26 protein-coding genes and 1 pseudogene are annotated in these 25,273 nt (G+C 47.5%); 17 read left to right on the forward strand and 10 right to left on the reverse strand.

Annotation, left to right across the window (positions count from 1 at the left end):
* The first annotated feature begins 63 nt into the window (after positions 1–63).
* The gene (locus SYN6312_RS03960) at positions 64–1,737 is read left to right on the forward strand and encodes an HD family phosphohydrolase (protein ID WP_253276414.1); all 1,674 of its coding nucleotides are present in this window, start codon (positions 64–66) and stop codon (positions 1,735–1,737) included.
* Between the two features lie 80 nt (positions 1,738–1,817).
* Entirely contained in the window at positions 1,818–2,255 is a 438-nt protein-coding gene (locus tag SYN6312_RS03965; RefSeq protein WP_015123576.1) for an Rrf2 family transcriptional regulator, read from the forward strand.
* An 11-nt stretch (positions 2,256–2,266) separates the two neighbouring features.
* Here the strand turns inward: SYN6312_RS03965 and SYN6312_RS03970 are convergent, their stop codons facing one another.
* From SYN6312_RS03970 to SYN6312_RS03980, 3 genes are read right to left on the reverse strand one after another with little or no spacing between them, the layout of a single operon-like run.
* Positions 2,267–3,145, reverse strand: coding sequence for an LD-carboxypeptidase (locus SYN6312_RS03970; RefSeq protein ID WP_051021084.1), 879 nt, complete (start codon positions 3,143–3,145; stop codon positions 2,267–2,269).
* A gap of 17 nt (positions 3,146–3,162) precedes the next feature.
* Positions 3,163–3,699: a DUF2808 domain-containing protein gene (locus tag SYN6312_RS03975; RefSeq protein ID WP_172636036.1), complete on the reverse strand. Its 537-nt coding sequence runs from the start codon at positions 3,697–3,699 to the stop codon at positions 3,163–3,165.
* A 47-nt stretch (positions 3,700–3,746) separates the two neighbouring features.
* Positions 3,747–4,199: a transcriptional repressor gene (locus tag SYN6312_RS03980; protein WP_015123579.1), complete on the reverse strand. Its 453-nt coding sequence runs from the start codon at positions 4,197–4,199 to the stop codon at positions 3,747–3,749.
* Between the two features lie 117 nt (positions 4,200–4,316).
* Here SYN6312_RS03980 and SYN6312_RS03985 point away from each other — a divergent pair, with 117 nt between their 5' ends.
* The gene (locus SYN6312_RS03985; protein ID WP_015123580.1) at positions 4,317–5,099 is read left to right on the forward strand and encodes a cobalt-precorrin-6A reductase; all 783 of its coding nucleotides are present in this window, start codon (positions 4,317–4,319) and stop codon (positions 5,097–5,099) included.
* Here the strand turns inward: SYN6312_RS03985 and bioA are convergent.
* Positions 5,082–6,419 (reverse strand): adenosylmethionine--8-amino-7-oxononanoate transaminase, encoded by a 1,338-nt coding sequence (bioA, locus tag SYN6312_RS03990; protein WP_015123581.1) that lies wholly within the window; start codon positions 6,417–6,419, stop codon positions 5,082–5,084. The genes SYN6312_RS03985 and bioA overlap by 18 nt on opposite strands.
* A gap of 70 nt (positions 6,420–6,489) precedes the next feature.
* Between bioA and SYN6312_RS03995 the strand changes: the two genes are divergently transcribed.
* From SYN6312_RS03995 to SYN6312_RS04010, 4 genes are all read left to right on the forward strand, one after another.
* Positions 6,490–6,951 (forward strand): DUF29 domain-containing protein, encoded by a 462-nt coding sequence (locus SYN6312_RS03995; RefSeq protein ID WP_015123582.1) that lies wholly within the window; start codon positions 6,490–6,492, stop codon positions 6,949–6,951.
* A gap of 45 nt (positions 6,952–6,996) precedes the next feature.
* Positions 6,997–7,587, forward strand: coding sequence for a leucyl/phenylalanyl-tRNA--protein transferase (aat, locus tag SYN6312_RS04000; RefSeq protein ID WP_015123583.1), 591 nt, complete (start codon positions 6,997–6,999; stop codon positions 7,585–7,587).
* Positions 7,588–7,763: 176 nt separating this feature from the next.
* Positions 7,764–9,503, forward strand: a complete 1,740-nt coding sequence (locus SYN6312_RS04005; protein WP_015123584.1) for a hypothetical protein — start codon at positions 7,764–7,766, stop codon at positions 9,501–9,503.
* A 220-nt stretch (positions 9,504–9,723) separates the two neighbouring features.
* A complete protein-coding gene (locus tag SYN6312_RS04010) occupies positions 9,724–10,398 on the forward strand; it encodes a hypothetical protein (RefSeq protein ID WP_015123585.1) in 675 nt (224 codons plus the stop codon).
* A 209-nt stretch (positions 10,399–10,607) separates the two neighbouring features.
* Here SYN6312_RS04010 and SYN6312_RS04015 read toward each other — a convergent pair whose 3' ends face one another.
* Positions 10,608–10,997: an FHA domain-containing protein gene (locus SYN6312_RS04015; protein WP_015123586.1), complete on the reverse strand. Its 390-nt coding sequence runs from the start codon at positions 10,995–10,997 to the stop codon at positions 10,608–10,610.
* Between the two features lie 178 nt (positions 10,998–11,175).
* On the opposite strand from SYN6312_RS04015, the gene SYN6312_RS04020 reads away from it, so the two are divergent.
* On the forward strand, positions 11,176–11,586 hold the full coding sequence (locus tag SYN6312_RS04020) for a ChuX/HutX family heme-like substrate-binding protein (RefSeq protein WP_015123587.1): 411 nt from the start codon (positions 11,176–11,178) through the stop codon (positions 11,584–11,586).
* Position 11,587: 1 nt separating this feature from the next.
* Here SYN6312_RS04020 and SYN6312_RS04025 read toward each other — a convergent pair whose 3' ends face one another.
* Entirely contained in the window at positions 11,588–12,019 is a 432-nt protein-coding gene (locus SYN6312_RS04025) for a VOC family protein (RefSeq protein WP_041431103.1), read from the reverse strand.
* Positions 12,020–12,032: 13 nt separating this feature from the next.
* Positions 12,033–14,399 (reverse strand): heavy metal translocating P-type ATPase, encoded by a 2,367-nt coding sequence (locus SYN6312_RS04030; RefSeq protein WP_015123589.1) that lies wholly within the window; start codon positions 14,397–14,399, stop codon positions 12,033–12,035.
* A gap of 240 nt (positions 14,400–14,639) precedes the next feature.
* Between SYN6312_RS04030 and SYN6312_RS04035 the strand changes: the two genes are divergently transcribed.
* A complete protein-coding gene (locus tag SYN6312_RS04035) occupies positions 14,640–15,098 on the forward strand; it encodes a VOC family protein (RefSeq protein ID WP_041430573.1) in 459 nt (152 codons plus the stop codon).
* A 379-nt stretch (positions 15,099–15,477) separates the two neighbouring features.
* Positions 15,478–16,311, forward strand: a complete 834-nt coding sequence (locus SYN6312_RS04040) for an alpha/beta fold hydrolase (RefSeq protein WP_015123591.1) — start codon at positions 15,478–15,480, stop codon at positions 16,309–16,311.
* A gap of 227 nt (positions 16,312–16,538) precedes the next feature.
* Here the strand turns inward: SYN6312_RS04040 and SYN6312_RS04045 are convergent, their stop codons facing one another.
* Entirely contained in the window at positions 16,539–17,255 is a 717-nt protein-coding gene (locus SYN6312_RS04045) for a CPBP family intramembrane glutamic endopeptidase (RefSeq protein ID WP_253276415.1), read from the reverse strand.
* A gap of 334 nt (positions 17,256–17,589) precedes the next feature.
* Between SYN6312_RS04045 and SYN6312_RS04050 the strand changes: the two genes are divergently transcribed.
* From SYN6312_RS04050 to SYN6312_RS04075, 7 genes are all read left to right on the forward strand, one after another.
* The gene (locus tag SYN6312_RS04050) at positions 17,590–18,060 is read left to right on the forward strand and encodes a DUF1772 domain-containing protein (protein ID WP_015123593.1); all 471 of its coding nucleotides are present in this window, start codon (positions 17,590–17,592) and stop codon (positions 18,058–18,060) included.
* Positions 18,061–18,295: 235 nt separating this feature from the next.
* Entirely contained in the window at positions 18,296–18,862 is a 567-nt protein-coding gene (locus tag SYN6312_RS04055; protein WP_216594177.1) for an AraC family transcriptional regulator, read from the forward strand.
* 81 nt (positions 18,863–18,943) lie between these two features.
* Complete coding sequence (locus SYN6312_RS04060; protein ID WP_015123595.1) at positions 18,944–19,480, forward strand: dihydrofolate reductase family protein; 537 nt, start codon at positions 18,944–18,946, stop codon at positions 19,478–19,480.
* Positions 19,481–19,825: 345 nt separating this feature from the next.
* Positions 19,826–20,083: a hypothetical protein gene (locus SYN6312_RS18695; protein WP_015123596.1), complete on the forward strand. Its 258-nt coding sequence runs from the start codon at positions 19,826–19,828 to the stop codon at positions 20,081–20,083.
* Positions 20,064–20,261, forward strand: a complete 198-nt coding sequence (locus SYN6312_RS04065) for a DUF2283 domain-containing protein (protein ID WP_015123597.1) — start codon at positions 20,064–20,066, stop codon at positions 20,259–20,261. Before SYN6312_RS18695 ends, SYN6312_RS04065 begins: the two co-directional genes overlap by 20 nt.
* Positions 20,262–20,587: 326 nt before the next feature.
* Positions 20,588–22,369 (forward strand): VWA domain-containing protein, encoded by a 1,782-nt coding sequence (locus SYN6312_RS04070; RefSeq protein ID WP_015123598.1) that lies wholly within the window; start codon positions 20,588–20,590, stop codon positions 22,367–22,369.
* A 317-nt stretch (positions 22,370–22,686) separates the two neighbouring features.
* Positions 22,687–23,514 carry a class I SAM-dependent methyltransferase gene (locus SYN6312_RS04075; RefSeq protein WP_015123599.1) on the forward strand — a complete coding sequence of 276 codons (828 nt, stop codon included), beginning with the start codon at positions 22,687–22,689 and terminating at the stop codon, positions 23,512–23,514.
* Here the strand turns inward: SYN6312_RS04075 and psb29 are convergent.
* Positions 23,511–24,266 carry a photosystem II biogenesis protein Psp29 gene (gene psb29, locus SYN6312_RS04080; RefSeq protein WP_253276416.1) on the reverse strand — a complete coding sequence of 252 codons (756 nt, stop codon included), beginning with the start codon at positions 24,264–24,266 and terminating at the stop codon, positions 23,511–23,513. The two genes, SYN6312_RS04075 and psb29, sit on opposite strands and share 4 nt — an antisense overlap.
* Before the next feature lie 140 nt (positions 24,267–24,406).
* Positions 24,407–25,253, reverse strand: a pseudogene (locus SYN6312_RS19275) (IS630 family transposase).
* Positions 25,254–25,273: the final 20 nt, after the last annotated feature.

The following is a 25,273-nucleotide window of genomic DNA, read 5'->3' on the forward strand; positions in this document are numbered from 1 at the left end:
TGCTAAAGGAGCCCAATCCATCCTCTCAATCAAGGGCTGAAATTGAGGGGATATACTTGGAATGTGCAGCAAATCTGTGTCCAAGGCGCGGCGATCAAGCTCAGGCCGATGAACCCCTCCCCGAAAACGACTCTTCCCCCAGTAGATGTTTTGAGCCATGATCCGCGGGGCCTGGTCACAGAACTTCTGGCCGTCGGTACAGCCCTATCCGCCACCGAGAATTTAAGCGACTTACTCACCCTCATTCTGACCAAAAGCCGAGAAATTACCTGTAGTGATGCCGGGAGCGTTTTTTTAGTCGATCGCCAGGCCCATCCCCCCAACCTCTGGTTTAAGACGGCCCAAAATGATACCCATCCGGAACTGTCTCTCCATGAGTTTTTCATTCCCTTAAATGCAGAAAGTTTAGTCGGCTATGTGGCCCTGACCGGAGAAATTCTCAACATCCCGGATGCCTATGAAATCCCCCAGGCCGAGACCTATCAATTTAATCGTTCCTTTGATGACAATCTGGGCTATCGCACTCGCTCGGTTCTAGTGATTCCAATGCAAAATGCCGAGGGGGAGATTATTGGCGTGCTACAACTTCTGAACCGAAAAATCCGTGCCGATATTAAAATTACGCCCGATAATGCCACAGACGTGACCGTTCCCTACAGTCATTGGGAAGAAGCCATTCTACGGTCTCTCGCCAGCCAGGCCGCTGTCTCCATTGAGCGTAATCATCTCTTAGAAAGTATTGAAAAGCTCTTTGAAGGCTTTGTCACGGCATCTGTCCAGGCCATTGAAGCTCGGGATAAAATCACCGCTGGACATTCGGAACGGGTTGCAGACTTAACCTTACGTTTGGCAGCCGAAGTCAATGATCAGGCAGGGATTGGGGCCTTTGTTGGGGTTGGCTTTGATCAGCGGCAATTGCAAGAACTGCGCTATGCGGCCCTACTGCATGATTTTGGCAAAGTTGGGGTTCCCGAAGTCATTTTAAGCAAGGAGAAAAAACTCTATCCCTTGCAACTGGAAATCATTCGCCAACGCTTTCATTTTGTTCGCCGCACCTTAGAGTTGGAATGTAACCAGGCCAAGCTGGACTATCTTCAGGCCAATCCCCACCACGACCCTGACGCTGGGACTTGCGATCACTGCCAACAACTGCGGCAATTTGATTTACAACTACAAGCCCAACTCCAGAACCTAGATCGCTATTGGCAGGTGGTTGAGATTGCCAATGAACCCAAAGTCCTCGCTGAAGAACCCCTAGGGATTTTACAAGAACTGACCAGTTGGCATTACAAAGATATTAATGGCCACCTACAGCCCCTCGTGACGATAGCAGAACTGGAGCAACTCCTCGTCCGGCGCGGTAACCTCACCCCCCAAGAGCGGCTGGCGATTGAATCCCATGTCACCCATACCTATGAATTTCTGCGGCGGATTCCCTGGACGAGTTCCCTCAAAGACGTACCCATTATTGCCTATGGTCACCATGAACGTTTGAATGGCACAGGTTATCCCTTGGGAATTGCAGATATTCCATTACAGACTCAAATGTTGACCATCGCCGATATTTATGATGCTTTAACTGCGGCAGATCGCCCCTACAAAAAAAGCTTGCCTGTCCCGATTGCCCTGAAAATTCTGCACCAAGAGGCCGAATCCAACCAAATCAACCGAGATCTCGTCCTTCTCTTTGAACAAAAGCAGGTTTTCCAAGTTCTTGGGCATGGCCTAGCAGATTAATCTCCTAATTTCCGGTAGAGAACTGGGGTATCCGGTCTATAATTTAATGTAGAGAACCCCCCCTTGAGCACCAAATTGGTATGGAACTCTCCTGTAAAAGTGAATATGCGCTTCTAGCGGTCTTAGAGCTTGCAGCAGCCTACCGCGAACAAGAACCGTTGCAAATTCGCCAAATTGCGGCCCTCCATGACATTCCTGATCGCTATTTAGAACAATTACTGGCAACTTTGCGGCGGCGGGGGATTATTCGCAGTATTCGGGGGGCGAAGGGGGGATATATTTTGGCCAAAGAACCTTGGAAAACCTCCCTGTTTGAGGTCATGGATTGCATTGAGGGCCTAGAAAATCAAAATAAAGGCTCCAACGCAACCCCAGAAACCATAGATCAAGGCGTAGTCCGGGAAATTTGGCGCGAGGCCTGGGGGGCGGCGAATCAGGTACTACAGGACTATACTTTGCAAGATTTGTGTGAACGCCGTCTTGCTAAACGCCAACTTGACATCATGTACTACATCTAGGGGCTGCTGACCTAAAGCAGGGATAAGCGGGCCTGGTTGCCATCCAACTCCACCGGCACCCCCACGGGCAAAGCGGCATTTTCGCCATCATGGCCAAAGGGAAGGTCAGCCACCACCGGAATGCCTAGGTCACAGCAGCGATCCTTCAGAACATCTACCACGGCTAAACTCGGACTTGGGCCGGACGGATCACATTGGCTAAAGCGGCCCAAGGCCAGGCCAACCACCTGCTGAAATGCTGGAGTTTGTCGCCATTGGGTCAACATTCGATCCAGCCGATAGGGGGCTTCTCCAACATCTTCTAGGGCTAAGATCACCCGCGACCAGGCCGGTAGTTGCGGAGTTCCCAATAAATGGGTGGTCACTGTCAAGTTACCCGGCCAAAGCATCCCCTGGACAACCCCACCCACCCAGGCCTCGCCCCGGAGGGGAGGAACGGATTGATGTTGAACCAGGTTAAAGAGGCGCTGTTGTGTCCAAAGGGGTTCCGCCGCCAAGGTGGTTAAGACCGGCCCGTGAATTCCAACCACGCCATAACTGGCATAGCTCCAGAGGAGAGCGGTAATATCCGAAAAGCCAATTAACCATTTGGGGGAATGTTCCGGCCAGGCCCAGGTTTCAAGTAACCGCGTCGCCCCAAAGCCGCCCCGCCCACAGAGAATCCCTTTAATGTCTGGATCGAGTAAAACCTCTCGTAACCCTGCCCGGCGTTGGATGTCGGTTCCGGCTAAATAGCCCCAGGTTTGTGCGCATTGCGAATGGAGATGGACTTGATACCCCTGTTGTTGCCAGAGTTCAATCCCGGCCTGGAATCCAGTTGTCTCCCGTAAGGCCCCACTTGGGAGAATCACCGCTAATCTATCCCCAGGCCTTAAGGGGGGTGGAAGCATTGGGGATTGCCAGGCCACTAGCGAGAATCTCCACCCCGATAAAACGTGAGACGGGCCGTGCCAATGTCTTGACCGATGGCCTGTTCCCCACCCACCGGAAACGCTGTTATCCCAAATTGATAGACTCCATCTAAGGCCGGGTTGCGGATTGGGGACAGGGCCAAGGTGACGACTTCACCGGGAGGAATGGGCGGCTGAAAGTTTATCGTTAAATCGTAGGTATTGGGGTTTACGGTGACGGCTCCCAAGGAAAATTGCGGGCCACGGGGTTGTTTGCCAAAGGCCTGGGTGCGTTCGGGGACAAAGTAAATGGTTTCTTGATTAGTGAGGGGCTTAATCACAACCCGTTGGAGGGGTTCCCCGGCCTGGGGCGATAGGGACAGGACAAAATAATAGATCGGGTCGGGGTAAAAAACCGTTGGATAGGGGGTCGAAGCGTCATTAAAGTAGGGCGGCACATCAAAGGCAACACGACCATCGGGAAATTCCACAGCCCCAGCCCCCAATCGGATCAAGAGACTGCCAACTATTCCCAGGCCCAAAACCTGAGTCAAGGAGCCAATCCCGTTAATCCTGTTTGCGAGATCTGTAAATAGGCCCATTAGGGAATCAAAGACCGTTGACATTGAGGGCAGATGGCATGAATAGACAACTGACAGTCGAGGAGATGATAGCCTTCTTTCTGAGCCACTTTGGCCCCAATTTTCAGGGCTGAGTCATTCTTAAATTCAATGGTACGACTACATTTAATGCAGATTAAGTGGTGATGATGGTGGGGATGGGGTTGGTTCAGTTCATAATGTTTGTGACCCTCGGCTAGCTCTAGTTCTCTGAGGATCCCCATTTGGGTCATGAGTTTGACGGTGCGGTAGATGGTCGAGAGGCTAATGGGGCTGTCTTCCTGTTGCAGGCGTTCGTACAAATCCTCTGCACTCAGGTGGGTTCCCTTGGGGAGGTTTTGAAAGACCGTGAGAATTGTTTCCCGCTGGGGAGTTAGCCGCCATCCTTTTTCGTTTAATTCGGCTTTGAGGGCAGTTGCGGTATAGGCAGCCATTTTTTACCTCGCAATTAGCCAGGGTTATTGATAGTCATCTTACTAAATTTGTCAGCGAGTCGCAACAATCCAATTTATTGACAATTGCAGCCCCTAAGATACAGAGAAGTTACGGATATGGAGTTAGCCCAAAACTTGCTCAAGCGGATTTTAATTTTAGGTGGCACGGGTGAGGCCCGAGACTTAGCCGGGTTGCTGGTGACAAAGCCAGGCCTGGTGGTGATTTCCTCCTTGGCGGGCCGGACAGAAATGCCGCAGATGCCACTGGGCTTAGTGCGCTCTGGTGGGTTTGGGGGGATCTCGGGCCTGCGGGACTATCTAGGCCAGCAAAATATCTCAGCCGTGATTGATGCAACCCATCCCTTTGCCAGCACAATAACGGAGCATGGCATTCAGGCCTGTCAAGCTGCCCAGATTCCCTATCTCAGATTAACGCGCCCGGCCTGGCAACCTGAAGCAGAGGATCATTGGCTGGTTGCTCACAGTCACACCGAGGCCGCCCAACAAATCCCAGGCCGGGGGAATCGGATTTTTCTGACCATTGGCCGGCAAGAACTCCATCACTATCAGGCTGTGCCGGGTTGGTTTTTAATGCGAATGATTGACCCACCGGCCGCCGGCTCTGAGATACCCAAGGGAGAATTACGGCTAGAACGGGGCCCCTTTGCCTTGGCGGATGAATTAGAGCTTTTGGCCGCATACCGTATTAACCTGATGGTGAGTAAAAACAGCGGTGGAGCAGCAACCTACAGCAAAATCATCGCCGCCCGCCAACTGCAACTGCCGGTGATTATGATTCAACGTCCTGGCATTCCTGAATGCGAACAGGTCAACACCATTCACCAGGCCTGGGACTGGCTACACGACAAATTACAGCATTCATTAAGTGGGAATGAGTGAGTGCAACTTTGCGAGTTTGGCTAAAACCTGTGGCAGGGTTTGATAAATTTTCTCCAGTTCCAATTCTGTAACGCAATAGGGCGGCAGTAAATAAATCGTCTTCCCCAAGGGACGTAACAGTAAGCCAGCCGCTAAAAACTCCTGTCGCAACCAAGGCCCCAAATCACTAAAATAGTCCTCCTGGGTGTTAGTTTTAAGGTCAAAAGCCATGATTGTCCCGCAAAATCGCAGCTTTTCCACTCCGGGTTGCTCCTGGAGATAATGGGCTGCCAACTGACGGTGGAGGGATTCCAAACGCTGATAGATCTGCGGCTGATGTTCTAACAGTTTTAGGGAGGCGACACCCGTTGCACAGGCCAAGGGATTGCCCGTGTAGGAATGGCTATGGAAAAAGGCTTTTTCGAGGGCATCATCATAAAAGGCCTGGTAAATCGCCTCGGTGGCAACGGTGACAGCCAAGGGTAAACAGCCCCCCGACAGGCCTTTGGAGAGGCAAATTAAATCGGGTTGAGTGGCAGATTTCAGGGTTGCAAAAAGTTCGCCAGTGCGTCCAAAACCCGTCATCACCTCGTCATAGACCAAGAGCACATGAAACTCATGGACTAGGGCTTGTAAGCGTTGTAAAAACTCCGGGCGACACATCCGCATTCCGCCGGCCCCCTGCACCAGTGGTTCAATAAAAATAGCTGCATACTCTTGGGGATGGGCCGTTAATCGTTGGGACAATATCTCAAGGGCCTGGTTTTCCTTGGTACTTACCTCTGGATCGTGATCAAATGTGGCCGGAAAAGGGATCGTTTCTAAGGACATTAACAAGGGTTGAAAGGGGTGCCACCAAGGAGAACTTTGTCCCATGGCCATGGCCCCAAGGGTGTCGCCGTGATAACCGCCTGTAAAGCCCAGAAAGCGAGTGCGTTGGGGTTCTCCGAGTCGCTGCCAATATTGATAGGCCATTTTGAGGGCGACTTCAACGGCTGTGGAACCATTATCAGAAAAGAAGACCCGCCGCAAATGCTGGGGTAGATGATCTAACAGTTTTTGGGCTAGGGTTTCCGCTGGTTCATGGGTAAAGGCGGTAAAAATGACCTGTTCGAGTTGTTGGGCCTGTTCGGCAAGGGCCTGGGCCAGGACGGGATGGCTATGTCCATGAATCGTGACCCACCAACTGGAAATGCAATCTAAAATTTGCCGCCCATCTCCTAACTCTAAGGTCATCCCATCCCCTTTCTTGACGAGGAGGGGGGCATCTGCGGTTTTCATTTGGGTAAAGGGCCGCCAGATCGGGGAGTTGTCAATGGTTAGGATAGAGGCATCAATCACGGGCAAGTAAACAAGATATGATCGGCAATAGCCCTACGGTTGACTCTTATCTTAAGCCAGGCCAGGCCCTATGACTCCGACTGATGTTGCTCTTAATCTATATGGACAAGATTTAGATCTTTGGTATCAAGAAACTGCCACAACGCTCCAGAAACGCGATTTTAGACATTTAGATGTGGATCATTTAATTGAGGAGATTCTCAGTTTGTCCAATCGAAATCGGCGGGAGGTATTAAGTCGATTAGATGTTCTCCTGTCCCACCTCCTGAAACGACTTTATGTTCCTTCTACGCCTGATTATCGAGGGTGGGAAAATACAATTCGTGAACAACAAAAGCAACTCCGGCGTATTTTTCAAGACTCTCCTAGCTTAAAGGGGTATGCACGACAGATTTTTGACCAGGCCTGGAGCGATGCGATTGTTGACGTTAAAGCCAATTATCCTGATGTGGAGTTACCCCAGGCCTGGACATTGACTGAAACCATTGATGAGTTAATCTCTCCAGAATTATGCCTGAAACTGAGTCCTTAAATTGCTAATTTGGCTTAAACCGAGAAACCATCCAATGATCTAAACATGACGGGAGACTCCCCACTCATTAAAAAAATTATTCAAGGATATGCTAGTGGTCATTTTCTCATGGATGAAGCGGGTGTCCTGGGATGGTACACAGCACCTCAACGTACCTTAATTCCCCTTGATGATCGGTTTCATTATCCACGTTCATTACAGCGGGTCTTAAATCGATGCCAGTTCCAGATCGCAATCAATCAAGATTTTGCCGGAGTGGTTTATGGGTGCGCAAATCGAGAGGTCACGTGGATTTCCTCAGAGTTAATTGAGATTTATTTTGCCCTCCATGATGCCGGTTGGGCCCATAGTTTCGAGGCCTGGGCAGGGGATGAACTAGCCGGGGGAATTTTGGGAATTGCGATTGGAGGAATCTTTATTGGGGAGTCTATGTTTTATCGGATTACTGATGGCTCGAAGGTGGCCCTGGTTCAGCTAGTTAACCATCTCCGACAGCAGGGATTTATGCTCTTTGATGCCCAATTAAATAATCCGCACCTGGCTCGATTTGGCAGCTATACGATTAAGAATGACCAATATCAACGCCTACTTGCCCAGGCCCTCAGGTCTTCCTGTAGGTTTATCCCTGATCGTTAGGAAAATTAGTTTTTGCTTGACGACTGAATCCTATGGGGAGAGAACAATGGCAGAACTTTCAAGCTCTTCGGGCTTATTTTGCGGCTAAGTCGTTCCCTGTTTAATCAGTTAGGCAGAGATTCAGGGTTCTCCATGGAAAACTACAATTAGGTCATTATCTAGAGTGATGCCCCGCTGTGGTTACGCCGACCTTGCCCCACCCAACCCATTTGGAACAAAGCCTGTTAGCCGAAGCACTCAAATTAGCCAAAGCAGTCCCGACTGAGGCGGAATTAGCTGAAGACCCCCACCTATCCCAGGCCCGGCAGAAACGGCTCCTAGAAATTCGCTCCCAATTGAATCGGTTGGCCCATCCCCTCCAATCTCATCTCCCCAAGATGCAAGATATTCCCGTAGGGGTGCGCTTAACCTTCGCCCAGGCCTGTATTCTCCTGAGTCACTATCCTCATCTTGGGGCAGCCCAGTGGTATGGCACGATCATTCCCAAGACGCTGCAGCGATTTCAACCGGAACCCATTCCGTCAGCCTTAACCAGGATTGATGGGATTACAGAACTCTGGGCCTGGTTTGACTTACCCGCAGAAACCTTGAAGGCGTTTAAACAGGAACTCAGTGAGTTAGAGAACCAATTTAGCCAACATCATCAAGTCATGAAACGACTCCGCCAGGCCATCCAGGAAACCTCGGTATTGAGGTTTTTTCAGGCCATTTTTGGTGAGTTACCCATTCCGGCGGAATGCTTGGCCTGGGGCAGTACCGATTGGCAACTCTATTTTTGTTTAAGTTACGAAAACAGTTGTCTCTGTACCTGGAACCAGCAAGGACATCCTAATTTCCAGGCCTGGAATCAACTCACTCCTGAGGCCCGGACTGAAATACAAACATTTTTGGACAAACTCAATCAATTTAACTACGAAAAATTTGATCGCTTTCCAATTTTCGGGGCCTGTGAGGGCAGTCAAGTCAATTGGGCCTGGCTGCAAGAGTTCGCCGCAGATCTTGCCCTGCCACCGAGTCAAGTTGTCGGAATTTTAACCCGTTCCGTCAGCATCTTACCCACGGCTAAAGCAGAAGCCTTTTTAATTCATGATATTTGGGGACACCATTGGCAACTTTGGCTGACCAGTTTCTTGAATGATTATGAATTTTTAAGTGATTGTGGCGCACCCCTCTGGCCTGGGGAAACAGCCTATACACCCTATGGCCCCCTGGCCTGTCGCGAGTTATTTCATTGGCATCAGGGGCAAGTCCATTTAGATCAGGAGCGGGCAAGGTTATTTTTTCATGGTGAAGTTCAACAACGCTTAGGCTTTCTCTTTACCCATTTGCTTGGTGAAATGCTAGCTGATGTGGCTGAATTTAAGTTCGCTTGTCATTTTCCCAATGAAGTAGATTGTTTACAAAGCTCATCGGTGTTTGCCAATAGCCCGACTAAGTTAGATTTATCCCTCTTAGATATTGACTTTCTCTTTTTGCGAGTATTGCAACCCCTCCTAGAGATCACCATATCTATTTTTCAAACCAGTCTTTTGGAAACAGAACTATGGAAAGAATGGCAACAGTCTTCAAGCCCAGACCAGGCTGAATCTATCAATGAGCTAGCCCTTAAGTCAGCGATTGCAGAACTCTATCAACTTTTTTTTCAGGAGTTCCAGGCCTATGCTCCCAATCTTCACCAACCCACAGGGATATTTGCGGCCATGATTTGTAATTTAGTCTATTTACAAAATGTGGTAAACAGTCTCTATCTTCATCCCATTGCCCAATCAGAAATTCCCCTGCGTGATCTACTGTTGATCTTTATTGGCTGTTACTGTTCTCAAAATTGTTATGAAGAGTTTTGGGCTATTGATGATGTTTTAGCTGCTTACTTTTTACCCTGTTGTCAACACTTAGGAGACTGGATTAATGGATAAAACAGTGTTGCTTATATAGTGATCATGCTTGAAAACTATTATCTCCATCATTATGACTACAAAACTATAGTATCAACAAGAAGTTTATGAAGTAAAGTTACTCACTGACATCGACTTAAATTTTCATCCATATATGGGGGATATGCGAAAAACTTCGATATAATTACCTATTATTTGGTTTGAATTTGGGACAGAAGAGATGTCTGGAGGTTTTTTATAAATGAAACTCGAAGAAGTTGTTCCTTGGGGCAGAACATTAGAAGAATATACGTTGATGTTTAATCTATCAGAAAGAGATTTAAACCTAAAAATTTTGGGGTGCGGCGATGGCCCAGCCAGTTTCAATGCTGAGATGACGGCTCTAGGTCACTCTGTTGTGTCTATTGATCCAATTTATCAATTTTCCACTGAAGAAATTGAGCAGCGTGTTCGAGCTACTTACGAGTTAGTTATTTCACAGGTGAAGCAAAACTCTGGTCACTACATCTGGAAGAACTTCCAAAATGCTGATGAGCTTGGCAAGTCCCGTCTCGGCGCAATGGAAAAGTTTTTATTAGACTATGAATCAGGAAGAGGTTCAGGGCGGTATGTATGCCAATCCTTGCCAAACCTAGAATTTTCTGATGATCAATTTCAATTGTGTCTATGTTCTCATTTGCTCTTCTTATATTCAGAACAGTTATCCCTTGATTTCCACTTAGCTTCGATTTATGAACTGATGCGAATTGCCCCAGAGACGAGAATTTTCCCATTGCTGAATCTTGCCGGTGAACTATCCTTATACCTTGATCATGTTTTAGAAGATTTATCCAACAAAGGCTATGATGTGCAGGTTCAATTTGTAGCTTATGAGTTTCAAAAGGGTGGGAATCAAATGTTGAAAATTAGTCGGTAATAGAGTGCTGCATAAAACCTTCCCATCGTGAATAATATGCAGTTAATTGTGACAATGGAAGAACATAATCACTTCTACTTGAGCAGCACATGACGGGGATGAATTCAGGGAATTGATGAATCTGAAGGTTAAGTCGGTCAGGGAGGAATAAATTGGAACAAGCAACTATTTGCTATAGATCTAATTCAAGAGTCCTGATCAATTTTTGTTTAGTCTGGAGCAGAGCCTTCTTCTGACTGGGCCTGGAGTTCTTCAAGAATAGATTTTGTTAAGGCTGGGCAACGGAACACCATATCTGTGTCTCCCATCATGATGATGTCCCCGTGATATAGACAGGCTGCTCCTTGACTTTTGACACCGTTGATTAAAGTGCCATTGCGACTAGAAATATCTTGAATGGTGTATGTTGGCAGTGGCTCTCCGGGAATACATTTCAGAACAGCTTGGATGCGAGAAACATATTGGTCAGGAACTGTAATGTCACACTCTTTACTGCGGCCAATATTCCAGGCCAGTTGACCCTCTAATGAATGTTTAGCAACCACCTCCCCTTTCTGGTACAAAACAAGCCAGGCCTGGTGTATTGAAGGCGCGTCCATAACCAACCCGAAACTACTATACCCATCATAGATAAAAAATATTTATATTTTGGTAATTTTAAAACTTTATCTCCAGGCCGGCCATCTCCCAATCTCTGCGGATGATGACTTAGGTTGTTGCGGTGAGAATTGGGTGTGAAACAATGGGGAAAGTGGATCAGGAAAGGAAAACCAGGCTATGACCGAATCGAGTGGTGTATTAGATGCTTTTTTGGCAGATTGCGAGTCTCTGGGGCGATTGCGTTTAGTCGTCACCAATGATGTAGCTGTTCTGGAAATCCAGTCTCCCCTGACCAAAGTATTTTACGCCGACCTCCCCCAAGGCCGATACGCCAATATGCATGCGGGTGATTTTGAATTTCATTTGAATTTGGATCAGGTGATCGGGGTTAAGTTTGAAGCAGGCCAGGCCAAGCGGGGCAACTTTCCCACCTATGCAATTCGCTTTATGAAAACCGAGGACAAACCGGCCTTAAGTGCGTTTTTACAGTGGGGCAAACCAGGGGAATATGCTCCGGGACAAGTCCAGGCCTGGGAAACGCTGCGGGAAAAATACGGGGACTATTGGCCCATCAACCACCCAGAGTAGTTTATACAGGGGGAGATTTTTGCTCTAAGAATTCCAGAGGCAGGCCATCCCGATCTTGAATGAAGGCAACATCATAAACCTGATCCCCAATCACCTGTTCCGTAATAGGTAATAGCAACTTCCAGACCAGGCCCTGCTCTTTCACCTTAATTTCCAAACTAGCTAACCAATCTCCCAAGGTTTGGCCGGGTTCCAAGTGATCCGTTAAATCAAAGGAAAGATGGTAGTAGCCGACATAATGGGGGTCAAAAAAAGCATCAGGCGGTGGCGCAGGTTTGGGAATTTGGATCAGTTCAAGCCGTGATCCGAATCCGGTTATCCAACAGGCCAAGGTTTCCCCCGTCGTGAATCGAACTTCTACCTCAAAGCCCAAGAGTTGATAAAACGCCAGGGCCTGGTGAATCTGGGCCGTCCGAATTGACACATGATGCAATCCCATACCTGGTTTAAACCGCAGCAGGAGTCACTTCAATGGACGTTGAAGACTGTTCAGACTCATGATGGGAATTATGATGCACGGGCTGGCTGGGGTGAATCGCTTCCCATTCCTCCAAGAATTGCTGGGGGTCTTTCGCCGCCGCCAAGGGTAATGCTCCTCCAGGGCCCACCAGGGGACGCAAACCATTCAGTTCAGCTAAAATTGCCGTCCCGTTATTGATCACCACTGCCAGAATCGGATCCAAGGCGAAAACAACCCCGGACACCATTGCCCCTAAGTTCGGAATCGCCACAATCGCTGTATTTTGCCAGACAATGTCCATGGCCTGTTTGGCAATCCGAATCGCTAAGGTTAAGCCCCGCAAATCATCTTCCATCAGCACCACATCCGCCGTTTCACGGGCAATATCAGTCGCTCCGGCAAAGGAAATCGAAACATCCGCATAGGCCAAGGCTGCCGAGTCATTAATGCCATCCCCACAAAAGGCCACAACCTTACCGGATTCATGCAACCCTTTGACCACTTCGACTTTGCGCTCGGGGAAGGCTTCGGCATAAATGTGGTTTTTATGGATGCCCAACTCTCCCGCCACGGCCTGGGCCACCCGACCGACATCACCACTGAGCATATAGGGGGTAATCCCGGCCCCTTGCAGTTCTTGGATGATTGCTTTGCTTTCAGCCCGAATTGGATCACTGTAGAGAATCACCCCAATTAACTGCCCATCCCCAGCGACATAGACCAAGGAGTTCCGCCCTGTTTGTAGCTCTGGATGTTTTTGCTCTAGCTCCGTTAAATTAACCCCATATTCCTGCATCATCCGGCGGCTACCGACCAAGAGATTCACCCCGGCCACCCGTGTGACAACCCCCAGGCCAACTTTATATTCCCAATCTTCACAGTCGGTTAATTCCAGATGATCATGCTGGGCCTGGCGGACAATGGCCGTGGCGACGGGATGGGTTAACCCCTGTTCAGCACTGGCAGCCATGGCTAAAATTTGCGGCCCGGTATAGTCAGGATTCATAACGACAATATCGGTGACACCGGCATGACCTTGGGTCAGGGTTCCGGTTTTATCAAAGACGACCGTATCAATCCGAGCCAAGAGTTCAATCGCCCGGCCACTGCGAATTAAAACCCCATGTTGGGCTGCATAGGTTAAGGCCGAAAGAATGGTTGTTGGCACCGAAACCCGAATCCCAGTGCCCAAATCTAAAGTCAAAAGGGCAATGGCGCGGTTCAAATCCCCAGAGAGTAAGCCCACCGCTGCCGAAATGCCTAAGGTTGGAATCACGGCCTGGTTGGCAATCATCCCGGCATAATTCTCAATCCGCGTATCATGGACGGGAGCAGCCTGCATTAAACCGACAATCACCCCGGCCCGCGTTTGGTTGCCGACCCGTTCCGCCAAAATTACCATCTGCCCTTCAACTAAGAGCGTCGAAGCAAAGACCTCCATCCCCTCAGTCCGAGTTACCGGAACTGATTCCCCCGTCAGTTTGCATTGATCCACCAGGCCCATGCCTTTAATTACCATCCCATCCACCGGAATTTGATCGCCTGGATAGACAACGACCCGATCCCCGACCACAACATCTTTAACCGGAATTTCGACTTCAATCCCATCCCGTTCCACAAAGGCGGTTTTACCCAGACAATCCAATAAATCTAAAGAAGCCCGTTCTGAACCGCGGGCCGTCAAATCTCGAATCGCCTCGCCCCCTTCAATTAAGCCCAACATAAAGGCCGGCGCAAAATAATGACCTTGGGCCGTGTGGAGTGAAATGGCCAGGGCATCGAGAAAATCAATGGTTAGCTCCCGATCATTGACCATCGAATCCCAGGCCCGCTTCATTGCTGGAAGGGCCGCTGCCATCACCACCCCACCAATGACAACCCCAGGAATAGGGACACCGACCAAGGCCGCCAAACTTAAACCTAAACTCAAGGCCGGTAATCCCATCCGTTCCCAAAGATTGACTGTTTCGGCTTCGGGTTGGCAACTATCGACTTCGGCCGCAAGGAGGGGAACATCGGGTAAAACAGCGGCTAATTCAATGGATTGATAGATCTCGGCCTGGATCACAGCCATGGAGTAGCCCAAAACTTTGAGATCATATTCCACAACTAGGGAACGAGCGGGAGGATTCACACGCACACGGGTAACGGCGTTAATTTGGCTGACAACGTGGAGCAATTTTTCCCCATATTCCACGTCATAGCCGAGGCGAGGAATCCGAATCCGAAAGCGGCCGGCAATCCAGTGAACAACTTGAAATTTAACTTGGGGAGCTTGACCAGCGAGGTGCGGATTGATGGGGGTAGTGGGGGCCTGGGAAGAAACTAGGGAATTGGGGGCAACGACGTTCATCAAAACTTCCTATTGGGACAAATGCCTTATTGGATAGCTTAGACGATGCAACCTAAAAATCAAGGTAGTCAAGGGATCATTTCTAGCGAATGGGGTTTATCTGTTCAGCTTGATGGCCTGGGCAACTCCTGATTCCTAAACAATCGCGATAATTGAGGGGTCTAATGGGTGAGGACATCTTAAATCATGAGCAACCTAAAGATCATTGAAACACCAACAGGAAGAACCTCGGCAAGTCCGATGCTCACATCAACTGTATTGTTTCACCTGGCCTTCCCGGTCTCCAATATCAGCGATACCAAAGCCTATTATGTTGAGGGCCTGGGGTGTACCTCAGGTCGTGAGAATGCCCATTGTTTGATCCTGAATTTGTATGGTCATCAACTGGTTGCCCATGTTACTCACGATCTCCTTGAGCCGCCCAAAAGCATTTATCCCCGTCATTTTGGTTTGATTTTTAGTGCCGAAGCTGATTGGGAAAGACTGCGCAACCGGGTAGAACAGCAGCAATTAGGATTTTTTCACCCCCCCAAAAAACGCTTTCAGGATTCTCTGTTAGAGCACAAAACCTTTTTCCTAGCGGATCCATTTCACAACCTAATTGAAATCAAATATTATCGACACCCTGAAGCAATCTTCGGGGCCCAAGATTATGATGCCGTTGGCGACCGTCCCGCTACGGAAGCATCCTCTGGATGACTCAAAACACTGCGCCAACCCAAAACAGCCAATCCTGGGAAGGACGATTATCTAGAACCCCTCTTTCCAGAAATTGAGGGTTAAAAAATACTTTAACTTCTGACCCAGTAGCCAGGCCAAGTCCAGGTTGTGTGGAAACTTACTGGATTTCTCCCCTGTATAATCTATTGAGTGAAAACTTGACATTCAGCCTAAACACCTTATCGTATCGTTCTTTTAAACGGAAACTTTCTGTCTAATCCATAGTTAGGTGGCTTAAATTTTCGGTGAGGGCACGGTTGAGAGATTCTCCGTTGGTGTTTGAGATTAAGACGATCTTGAGAAGATTCAGTAAAGGCGTACAATCGGGCTTGAGCGTTACAAGTTTGGCAGAGTCGAGATGAATAGAAATGAGCAATTGCAAGATCAATATGTCAAGGTCGGTTCAGTTAATACCCGATATTGGCAAACTGGTGATTCAGGCAGCACAGTCATTTTGCTTCATGGTGGCGGCGGTTATATTGAGTTGTGGAAGCACAATATCTTTGAATTAGCCACACATCATCGTGTTTATGCGTTTGATATGGTTGGTGCGGGTCGCTCAGATAAAATCGATGCGAATTATACCTTTGATTTTATGGCTCATTTCACGCGAGATTTCCTGAAGGCTTTAAACATCCCGAAAGCGAGTTTGATTGGAACTTCTGCGGGTGGTGGAGTAGCACTCACCTTTGCGCTGAACTTTCCAGAGCTAGTCGATCGACTGATTCTGGTTGGCAGTGCTGGCTTAGGTAAAGACATCAATTTTCTGCTGCGGATCACAACGCTTCCGGGTTTAGGCAAATTATTTAGTGCGCCAAGCAAATCGGGTGTGGCGATGTTGTGTAAACAGGCGGTTTATGACTCAAATCTCATTACCGATGAAATTGTCGAGGAGTTTTATCAAATGGCGACACTTCCTGGTGCAGCAGAAGCAACATTGAACCTTGGTCGTTCAAACTTCAGTATTTGGGGACAGTTTTATCAGCCGATTCTTAAGAGATTGCAGACCGTTACTGCTCCAACCTTAATCATCTGGGGCAGACAAGATACAATGGTTCCTGTAAGTCATGGTCAGAAGGCTGCTAAACTCATCCCCAATGCCCGACTGGAGATTTTTGATGAGTGTGGTCATTGGAGTCCAATCGAGCATCCACAAAAATTCAATCAGCTAGTTTTAGAGTTTTTGGCTTGAGGATTAAACTTGTTGATAGTTACCAGCCACCTAACACAGCACTTGAGCAGCTAGGAGACTCTTCTTGCTTCATTCGAGCTTACTTGTCGCCACTAAGCACGACTGCTAGGTGAAATAAACTCCGAGTAGTCAAAGCATGAAAGAAAAACTTTTCCGTGGCCAATTATCCAAGCTCCAAAGTTAATCACTCCCAATCATCCATCATAGATAACCTCATGAGCATTCTCTTATCGGGCTAAACGGGTCGCTGTGACCATGACAAGATGAACCATAATGTGAGAAATCATCGCAGCTTCAAGACCTTTACGCCAATAGAGATAACCTGCGATTAAACCAAAAACTGAATTAGCAACAAGCACATAGGCAATCACTGACCAAGTAACTTGCGTTTTTAGGGCGAAGGCAAGGGGTAAATGCCCCAAGGCAAACAAGAAAGCTGAAAGGGCGATTGCAGCCACAAAGATAAATGCAGCGGGTTCACCCTGCCCCTGTGAAAAAATGCGCCAACCTAGCCAGACGAAAAGCGTCATCATTCCCCATCTCAGCAATAACTCTTCAGTCATGCCTCCATAGAGAATGCGTGTGAAAAGTGAGGTATTGTTCGCTAGTGCATCCGCCTTCATGACAAAGTCTGAGGGTAGAAAGAACTTAGCCCTGAATTGAATAGCAGTCAGTACAATACCGCCACCCAAACCGCCAATAATCCCTGGAAGCACCTGGGGTTGAATCGCTAGGCTGATTGAAGTTCCATTGGCGACTGCCTCAGCGAAAGGTGCGGATAACCCAACTTTATCAGCCAGAATAACACCGATTAATACAGCAACAGATAAAAGCAAGGTTGGCTGAATCAAGGAAAGAAGCTTGATCCCCCAGGCCGAGAGTTGTGGTTTTTCACTTTCAGGAATAGGTAAGTTCATCCACAAAAGAGAGACAACACCTGTCATGCCTGTTAGCCACAAAATTGTAAACAACTTCATTGGTATCAGATTGAACCCTAATTACAGAGCGATCTTACGTTTAAAACGACTAAATCAGGCATTACATATTTCAGAGATGAGCGAAAAAATGTGCTTGAAGCTGGCCACTTAAAGTTGCTGATTTTCTAAGGCTTTAAAAGGACAGACAATAGTGTAACTTTTCTCACCCATCTTCCAATTATGCAATGCCCTTTCAAGAAAAGTGAGTGATAACATAGAACTTAGAGCTAGATATCTAGCGTTTTGCTGTAGATGAACTTGTTGGGCATCACAGGAAACCCCACATTCAACGTAGCTGCTCATGCTCACATCTCTTTCACTTCTTCTCTGCCTCGGGGCCGGGCTAATTGCGGGTGTGTTTCTGGCCTTCTCAAACTTTGTGATGAAAGCACTCACCGAGATACCCGCCGAACAAGGCGCCGCCGCCATGCAACGTATCAACGTTGTTGTTCTCAATCCGCTGTTTCTCGGCATATTTGTCAGCGCGGCGATCCTCGCAGCGATCTGCATCTTCGTTGCATTCTACCCCTGGGGCACAGTGAAGTCCCTGCTACTCCTCACAGCTGGCTTGAGCTATCTGATTGGGTCTTTCGGTGTCACAGCGGCGTTCAACGTACCGCTAAACGAACACTTGGCAGGCTTATCTCCCGAATCCGTTGAAACCGCTACATATTGGCCAGTTTACGTGCGGGAGTGGCTCATGTGGAATCATGTGCGTACCGTAGCCTCGGTCGTGTCGGCGGCGAGTGCTGCCCTAGCCCTAGCATACTGAGCCGCAAGAGTGAAGCACTCAATGATGCCTAACCCCTCGCCCGAGCGAACCTCCACTGGCTGCTTATGTCAAACGTTGGGTTGCTAAAGTTGCGACTGATTCAGTAGGCGGTTGAGCTTGTATGGAATTTGTATTTAACACAAGGTCGGTAAACTCGTCTTTTGTCGAAATGATCTGGCAGACTACTAGCGATTGCGCTGGTACTTTTACTTCGGTAGCTGTCAGCAATTGGGAGATGGTGATCACGACCTTCAACGGCAAAACGAGGATCACCGCACGAGGTCCAGAGACGAAAGCATCGGAAGCTGATTTTCCCGCCAACGCTGAGTTCTTTGGCATCACTTTCAAACTTGGCACGTTCATGCCCCATCTCCCTGTAAAAACCCTTCTGGATAGACAGGATGTGACTTTTCCTAAAGCGTCAAGCAAGTCCTTCTGGCTACATGGCTTGGCGTGGGAGTTTCCGACTTTTGAAAACGCGGACGTGTTCGTCAACAGGCTTATCCATCAGAAGATGCTCGTGCGCGATTCAGTGGTCGCGGCAGCAATCCAGGGACATATGCCCGATCTGTCCAGACGTTCTCTACAGTATCGCTTCTTGCAGGCAACAGGATTAACCCACAAGACGATTCAGCAAATTGAACGCGCCCGCAGTGCCGTTTTGCTGCTTGAGCAAGGTACGCCTATTTGTGACACTGCCTTAGAGCTACGCTACTTCGATCAGGCACATCTAACCAATTCACTAAAACGCTTCATTGGAAAAACGCCTGCACAAGTTGCTCATAAACGTGCGGTTAAATAGGTTGCGTTTTTTTCCAAGACTCTGCCCTTTTGCCGTACTAGAGTTGCAATTACAGACAGCGAGCGGCAAAAGGAGAACAATATGCGAAAAGTTGTCGTCACCGAATTCTTGTCCCTAGATGGCGTTATAGAAGAACCCGCCTGGACTGCCCCCTACTGGAATGATGAAATCGCGAAGTTTAAAGGCGAGGAGCAAGATACCAGCGATGCCTTGTTGTTGGGGCGTGTGACCTATCAAGGGTTTGCAGCAGCCTGGCCAACGAGCAAGGATGAAGGGGCAGACTATATGAACAACGTACCCAAATACGTGGTGTCAACAACCCTAAGCATGTTGACGTGGAGCAACTCAACGCTGATTAAAGACAATGTTGTAGAGGAAATCGCCAAACTCAAGCAGCAGGACGGTCAGGACATTCTAGTTTACGGCAGTGCCACGCTTGTGCATATACTCATGCAACATGATCTTGTGGATCGCTACCGACTGCTGGTCTACCCGGTGGTGGTGGGCAAAGGTAAGCACTTGTTTAAAGAAAGCACTACCGTGTCTTTAAAGCTTTTGGAATCACAGCTATTCAGCTCAGGTGTTGTGGCACTGATCTATGAACCAGATCGCAAATAATTAACAGGCCCATTCAAATTTTGGGTAGAACATAGCAGCAATTTGCGGGGCAATCAGATTTGGCCAGGCCTGGTTATGGGCGTTGCATAGTTGGAGGGTGGATGAGAAAAATTACAATATCGTCTATCCTTTCCTAAGGTCAATCATTCGAGGGTAGTACCTTAGATTGAAGTAGCCAGGCCAAGTCCAGACCAGGCAAAAACTTCCTTTATTTTTCTGTGTAATTATTGACTGGAAACTTGACATTCAGCCTCAACGCCTTAGTAGTTCTTTGACACGGGAACCTTCTGCCCAATTCCTTGTTAGGCCATAAAATAAGTAGCAGTACAAAACGAGTGAGCGTCAGTGAAAGTCACCGAGTACTTTAAATCTGTTTGCCTCAGGCCTGATCGAGTGGAGCTCAAGATAGAGTGGATAGAAAGTACTATTGAAAGTCCGATAAAAAGAGAGATTCAATTAGATGGAAGGATCAAATGCTGGTCAAAAATAAGAGAGAAAGATAAGTATTTAAGGGTTATTTTGTTAAAAGATGGGGAAACAGTTCACAACGCTTTTTTTGATAGGGGATTTAAGGAAGAGAAAAATGAAAATTCAATACTTTGAAGATACTGACACGTTATACATAACCTTTTCTCAGAAGATTCCAAACGAGACAAGAGAAATTGACGAGAATACTCTACTAGATTTAGACGAAGGCGGACAACTTTGTGGAATGACCATTGAACACGCCAAAGATAGAGTGGGTATTCCAGAGGTAAAGTATGAAAAAATTCCCACATAACCCTTAGATGAAGTAAATCCTGAATACATACAGCATGAAATAAAAAACTTTCAGAGGTCAACTATTCAAGTTCATAGGTCGAACACTCGAAGGGTGAGGATCAGATGAGTGTGGGATAAATAACCCTGCCAAATTCAAGCCGGGCCGAAACTTCCTTTATTTTTCCGTGCAACTATTGAGTGACAACTTGACATTCAGCCTAAAAACCTTAAGGATACTTTTAGACAGAATTTTTCCACCTAATAGATAGTTAGACAATTATTTTTTCAAAAAAACTACTTCCTTAATTAGAAGTCTATTTTTATTTCATGCAGAGAAGCAATAGAATGAAACCAATCGAAACTGCAAGTGAACTTTATCGCGAGATCAAGAAACGTGGGCTTCATCTTCGCAAAGAAAACGGACGGGACAACTCACTACTTCAGGAGCTTAAAAATAAGCTTGGGTGCGAAAATCTACGCTTACAGGAATTTTTCGATACAACAGATTTATCTGCTGAAGTCTTTCTGAAGAATTTTCTACAACTGTCTGCCCCATTTGCTTGCATGTTTAAGGAAATATGGCATTACTTGAACAGCCAATATGCACCGAATGCTACAGAAACTATTTCCGTTCGCTTTGGTTTTGAGGACTCGGAAGACCAATGCTCGGTTGATCTAGAACAATTTCGTCGATATGTTGAGACTATTGAACGATTTTTATCCACTGTTACTACCCAACTTTGGCCCCGTGAAGCTCTCAATAGGCTATTCCATCTTGGTAATGTGTTGATTGATGAAGCAAATGAGCCAACACGGAAGCTTTATAATGAACATGGACGTTATGAGCCTGGAAAATCTTACAAATTGCCTATTGTAAGCTCCATTGATCATCCTTTTGACAAGATTATCAAGGACATCAGTGAGGTTTTCAAGTGCATCATCGACAGTTATGTAGTTGAACAGGAACACCAACGGACAACAAGACAACTCCCAGAACTTAAAGGAAATACGAAAGAATCTGAGGAGCAGATGTCTTTAAGATTATCGACTTACTTGCTAACAGACTTACTTCCCGTATGGTTTTACATACTAGATAGATATCCTGAAATCAAAAGCAGTGCGAAAGATACTGCTCTTAAAGAATACAAAAATAGCGTAGAACCACTCCTTTTATCGAAGGAGAGTATCACTGAATCTGTGCTTTGGGAAGCTCTCGACATTCTTGATCTTCCATTTTGGCGTCATCGGTGGCATACATACGAAGTTTGGGCTAGTGTGCTGACATTGCAGTCTCTCAAAGCTTACAGACCTACCCTGAGAATTGAAAAAGGGCATGTTGCTCTCGACGGATTCTCAGCAGCAGTCGTTGCTGACCTAAAAGCTAGTGATCATAGTTCAGCGTGCCTAGCTGTTCAGGTTGAAACACCTTTCAAGCGGGGAAAACGAAAAGCAATCAAACCTGATCTAAGAGTTTGTTTCGACAATCCGAAATTGATAGACAATACTGCAGGCGTGGTCGAATTCAAGCAGAGATGGAAAATTAATAGAAAAGAATTAGAAGAAATGGCCATTGCTTACTCAAGAGGTTGCCCAAAGAGTGGAGGAGTCATAATCCTGAATTATGACAAGACAGACACACCTGTTTCCCTTCCGCCTAGAGCATATCTCATAGAAGGAGTGCATCCTCAAAACCCAAATAATGTAAAACAATTCCAGCAGCAGCTATTAAAAATCCTGGAGGACGCTGGTTTAATTCCCATGACTGAAGAGACTGTAGTTCTTCTAGATGTTTCATCAAGCATGGGATATTTGTACCAAGATAGTGAAGTCCAAAAGTACTTGTGCGAACTTCTAGCTATTCCTTGGATAAAGATTTTTCGTTTTAACGATGGTTTGATTGCGGGAGGAGATATTGATACAGCAATGGCACAAAACCTTACGACGAGTGGAGGAACACAACTTGGGAAGGCTCTGTTAGACATCGAATCGCTTTTCGGACTACCAACTAAGCTTTTGATCGTAACTGATGGCGAACACGACAACCCAAGGAAATTTCTGGATCGAATACAGAATGTAAAAGAGTGTTTACCAGGAGAAATCGGAAAAGAAATCCAATGGCTAAGATAGAAATATAAAAAGTTGAGTAAAAATTATTTTTGATTCTGTGCTGAATCCTGCTGTCAGGTGAGTATTGTGTTAGGTCTAACAATTTGGCTGGAGCGAACTAGCTAAGACCTCTAATGTGGATATGTAGGCTACTTACGGCCGCTCAGCCGCAACGTTAGGAAAAATAAAATCTGAGTAGTCTAAGCATGGAATAAAAATTCTTAAAGGTCAATTGCTCTAGCTCAGAGGTCAGAATTTCTAGTAAAACTCCTTGCCAAGAGTCATGATTTTCGGCAAGCTAGCTCATAATTAAGACCAAAGCGGGAGTGAAACCATCCATGAGTAGCCAAAAAGAAGAGATGCTCACCAGGGCTAAAACGGTTTTTAATGCTGCCTCAGATTACTTTGATGCCCCGGCCTTATCCTTCTGGAACCGCTATGGCCAGCAAACCATTGATCACCTTTCTCTGCGGCCGGGCGATCAGGTTTTAGATGTCTGTTGTGGCAGTGGGGCTTCGGCGATTCCGGCGGCGATTAGGGTTGGCCCCACAGGCCGGGTCATGGGGGTTGATTTAGCGGAATCTCTGCTGGAACTAGCTCGGCAAAAATCCCAGGCGAAGGGGTTGAAGAATATTGAGTTTCGCTGTGGCGATTTTGAAAATCTGGGTTTGCCCGATGGCTGTTTTGATGCCATTGTCTGTGTCTTTGGGATTTTCTTTGTCCCGGATATGGAAGCAGCGATTCAAGAACTATGGCGGATGGTACGGCCTGGGGGAAAATTGGCAATTACGTCTTGGGGAGAGAAGGTTTTTGAACCCGCAAACGAGGCCTTCTGGGAGATACTGGCAGCGGAACGCCCAGATTTAGCCAAGACAGTTACACCCTGGGAACGAATTCGTCATCCCGAGACACTCCAGGCCTTGCTCGAAGCCGGGGGCGCAACTCAAGTGCAGGTTTTGACCGATATTGGCGGCCACGAACTGACCACACCGGAAGACTGGTGGACGATGATTTTGGGGGGTGGTCTCAGGGGTATCGTCAATCAACTAGAGCCAGAAGTCCAAGAACGGGTGCACCAGGCCAATGTAGATTTCCTCCGCAGCCATCAGACTCAGTCCCTCGATGTTGACGTGTTGTATGCTATCGCTGAAAAATCAGGAACCTAACTTGAGGCTTCGGCGGAGGTGGATTCTGGATTCGTTAGACTCTCACTCGCTGGGGGAGTAGGGGCATTGGCTTCATTGGCTGCTTGTTCCCGCCGTTTCCGTTCAACTTCAACTAATTCCGCCATGATCTTTTGGGCTTGGATCATCTTATCCAGATTGCTGCGGTAAAGTTCTAAATCCTTTTTAACCTTATCCACAGGCAGATTCACCACAGGGGACAGTTGCTCAAGACTGGCCTCTAGGGTCGTTAACTCTTGGGTGAGATTACCCGCCGCTTGCTCTAAGAGATGATATAGCCCAATGGCCTGTAAGCGGCTGTACTTGGTCTGGGGATTATTCACCGCATCCCGGAGAGAATTGTGCCATGGGTCGCCCCCTTCACTAATCCAGGCCTGGAGCCGAGTTTGTAATTCCTCTAGTTCTAAGCCTGCCAATTCCTCCCAGCGAGCCGCATCGGCCTGGAGTTGTTGAGGATCAAATTCCTCGGCAATCGCAAAGGAGGTAAAAATAGAGTTCCGGTCAGTTTCGGGGCGATACCCGGACATGAAGTGGTTATAGGCCGTGACAATTCCTAAGGCTAAGAGGGGGCTATAGACAAAATTGGTATTAACCCGCAGGAGATGCACTTCCACCAAAAGTTCTTCCACAAACCGCCGAAAAATTGAGTGGATGGGGCGAGTGTGGGCTGCGTAGAAGGCTTTTTTAGTGTCGGAAACGGTTCGGGTGATTTGCACGGTGAATAACTGAAACAAGTCCTTACCTATTGTCGCGGTTTGTTGATCTTTTGCCTAGAGAACCAGAAATTATCAAAGCTGGCCGGGAACTGAGGGACTCACCTATGGCAAACTAATCGCGCTCCTGTCCGATGAAATATAGTAATTACAAATAAGTCTTAGAGATTGCGGTTGGCATAGTCTCGAATAATGTCATCAATGGCGGTGTCTGGCGTTGCATACTGTCTTCGTTTCTTCAAGGCAGCAAAATCGTGCTCAATCTTGTTAAAGTCTGGCGAGTATTTGGGTAGGAAGAGCACCTGATGCGCGCATTGGTGGGCAATGTCTCGAATCACATTTTTCCGGTGAATCGGGGCATTGTCTAAAATCAACACGGACGGGACTTGGAGGGTTGGTAATACCCACTCAGACAGCCATTTCTCAAAACATCCGGCATCAACGCTTCCCTCAACTACCATGGGGGCTAATAGAGCATCTTTGCATCTGGCCATGAGTAGATTTTCCCGTTTTTCTCGTTTTCCGGTTCTGTCTGCAAAAAGCTTGGTGCCTCGTTGGGCCCACCCCCAGGGTTGAGAGACTCGGTTGTCAAAGCCACTTTCATCGATGTAAACGAGATGTCTCGACCCCTGTCGCTTCACAATCTCCTGTAATTGCTTGAGATAGACTTGACGTTCCTGAGGATTGCGTTCTCGATACTTTTGCTGTTTTTTTTCGGGTAATTTTCATCTGCTTCAGGGCATACCAAATGGCGTGAATGTTCACCCCGAAATGGGCTGCTCGGTCACAGAGGCGGGCATTGGGGTGGTCTTTAACGTGCTGTTCTAGAACCGCCCAATCGAGCTTGCGCTGACGACGTTTGACAACGGTGGGACGTAAATCCTCTCGGTTCAACCAGTTATAGACCGTTGCCGGACACACCTGAAACCGACGAGCTGCCTCTGCTTTGCTGCCACCCTCTTTTACAAAGGTCACGACTCGGGTGCGCAAATCCATGCTGTACGGCATTGACTTTTCATCTTTACTTC

The sequence above is a fragment of the Synechococcus sp. PCC 6312 genome (genome assembly GCF_000316685.1).
Classification (GTDB): domain Bacteria; phylum Cyanobacteriota; class Cyanobacteriia; order Thermosynechococcales; family Thermosynechococcaceae; genus Pseudocalidococcus.

What these genes read in the sequence shown, in the direction of transcription:
- SYN6312_RS03965 (WP_015123576.1), top strand. Translation starts at nt 1,818, where the DNA reads ATGGAACTCTCCTGTAAAAGTGAATATGCGCTTCTAGCGGTCTTAGAG.
- SYN6312_RS03970 (WP_051021084.1), bottom strand. Translation starts at nt 3,145, where the DNA reads ATGCTTCCACCCCCCTTAAGGCCTGGGGATAGATTAGCGGTGATTCTC.
- SYN6312_RS03980 (WP_015123579.1), bottom strand. Translation starts at nt 4,199, where the DNA reads ATGGCTGCCTATACCGCAACTGCCCTCAAAGCCGAATTAAACGAAAAA.
- SYN6312_RS03985 (WP_015123580.1), top strand. Translation starts at nt 4,317, where the DNA reads ATGGAGTTAGCCCAAAACTTGCTCAAGCGGATTTTAATTTTAGGTGGC.
- SYN6312_RS03995 (WP_015123582.1), top strand. Translation starts at nt 6,490, where the DNA reads ATGACTCCGACTGATGTTGCTCTTAATCTATATGGACAAGATTTAGAT.
- aat (WP_015123583.1), top strand. Translation starts at nt 6,997, where the DNA reads ATGACGGGAGACTCCCCACTCATTAAAAAAATTATTCAAGGATATGCT.
- SYN6312_RS04010 (WP_015123585.1), top strand. Translation starts at nt 9,724, where the DNA reads ATGAAACTCGAAGAAGTTGTTCCTTGGGGCAGAACATTAGAAGAATAT.
- SYN6312_RS04015 (WP_015123586.1), bottom strand. Translation starts at nt 10,997, where the DNA reads ATGGACGCGCCTTCAATACACCAGGCCTGGCTTGTTTTGTACCAGAAA.
- SYN6312_RS04020 (WP_015123587.1), top strand. Translation starts at nt 11,176, where the DNA reads ATGACCGAATCGAGTGGTGTATTAGATGCTTTTTTGGCAGATTGCGAG.
- SYN6312_RS04030 (WP_015123589.1), bottom strand. Translation starts at nt 14,399, where the DNA reads ATGAACGTCGTTGCCCCCAATTCCCTAGTTTCTTCCCAGGCCCCCACT.
- SYN6312_RS04035 (WP_041430573.1), top strand. Translation starts at nt 14,640, where the DNA reads ATGCTCACATCAACTGTATTGTTTCACCTGGCCTTCCCGGTCTCCAAT.
- SYN6312_RS04040 (WP_015123591.1), top strand. Translation starts at nt 15,478, where the DNA reads ATGAATAGAAATGAGCAATTGCAAGATCAATATGTCAAGGTCGGTTCA.
- SYN6312_RS04045 (WP_253276415.1), bottom strand. Translation starts at nt 17,255, where the DNA reads ATGACAGGTGTTGTCTCTCTTTTGTGGATGAACTTACCTATTCCTGAA.
- SYN6312_RS04050 (WP_015123593.1), top strand. Translation starts at nt 17,590, where the DNA reads ATGCTCACATCTCTTTCACTTCTTCTCTGCCTCGGGGCCGGGCTAATT.
- SYN6312_RS04055 (WP_216594177.1), top strand. Translation starts at nt 18,296, where the DNA reads ATGGTGATCACGACCTTCAACGGCAAAACGAGGATCACCGCACGAGGT.
- SYN6312_RS04060 (WP_015123595.1), top strand. Translation starts at nt 18,944, where the DNA reads ATGCGAAAAGTTGTCGTCACCGAATTCTTGTCCCTAGATGGCGTTATA.
- SYN6312_RS04065 (WP_015123597.1), top strand. Translation starts at nt 20,064, where the DNA reads ATGAAAATTCAATACTTTGAAGATACTGACACGTTATACATAACCTTT.
- SYN6312_RS04070 (WP_015123598.1), top strand. Translation starts at nt 20,588, where the DNA reads ATGAAACCAATCGAAACTGCAAGTGAACTTTATCGCGAGATCAAGAAA.
- SYN6312_RS04075 (WP_015123599.1), top strand. Translation starts at nt 22,687, where the DNA reads ATGAGTAGCCAAAAAGAAGAGATGCTCACCAGGGCTAAAACGGTTTTT.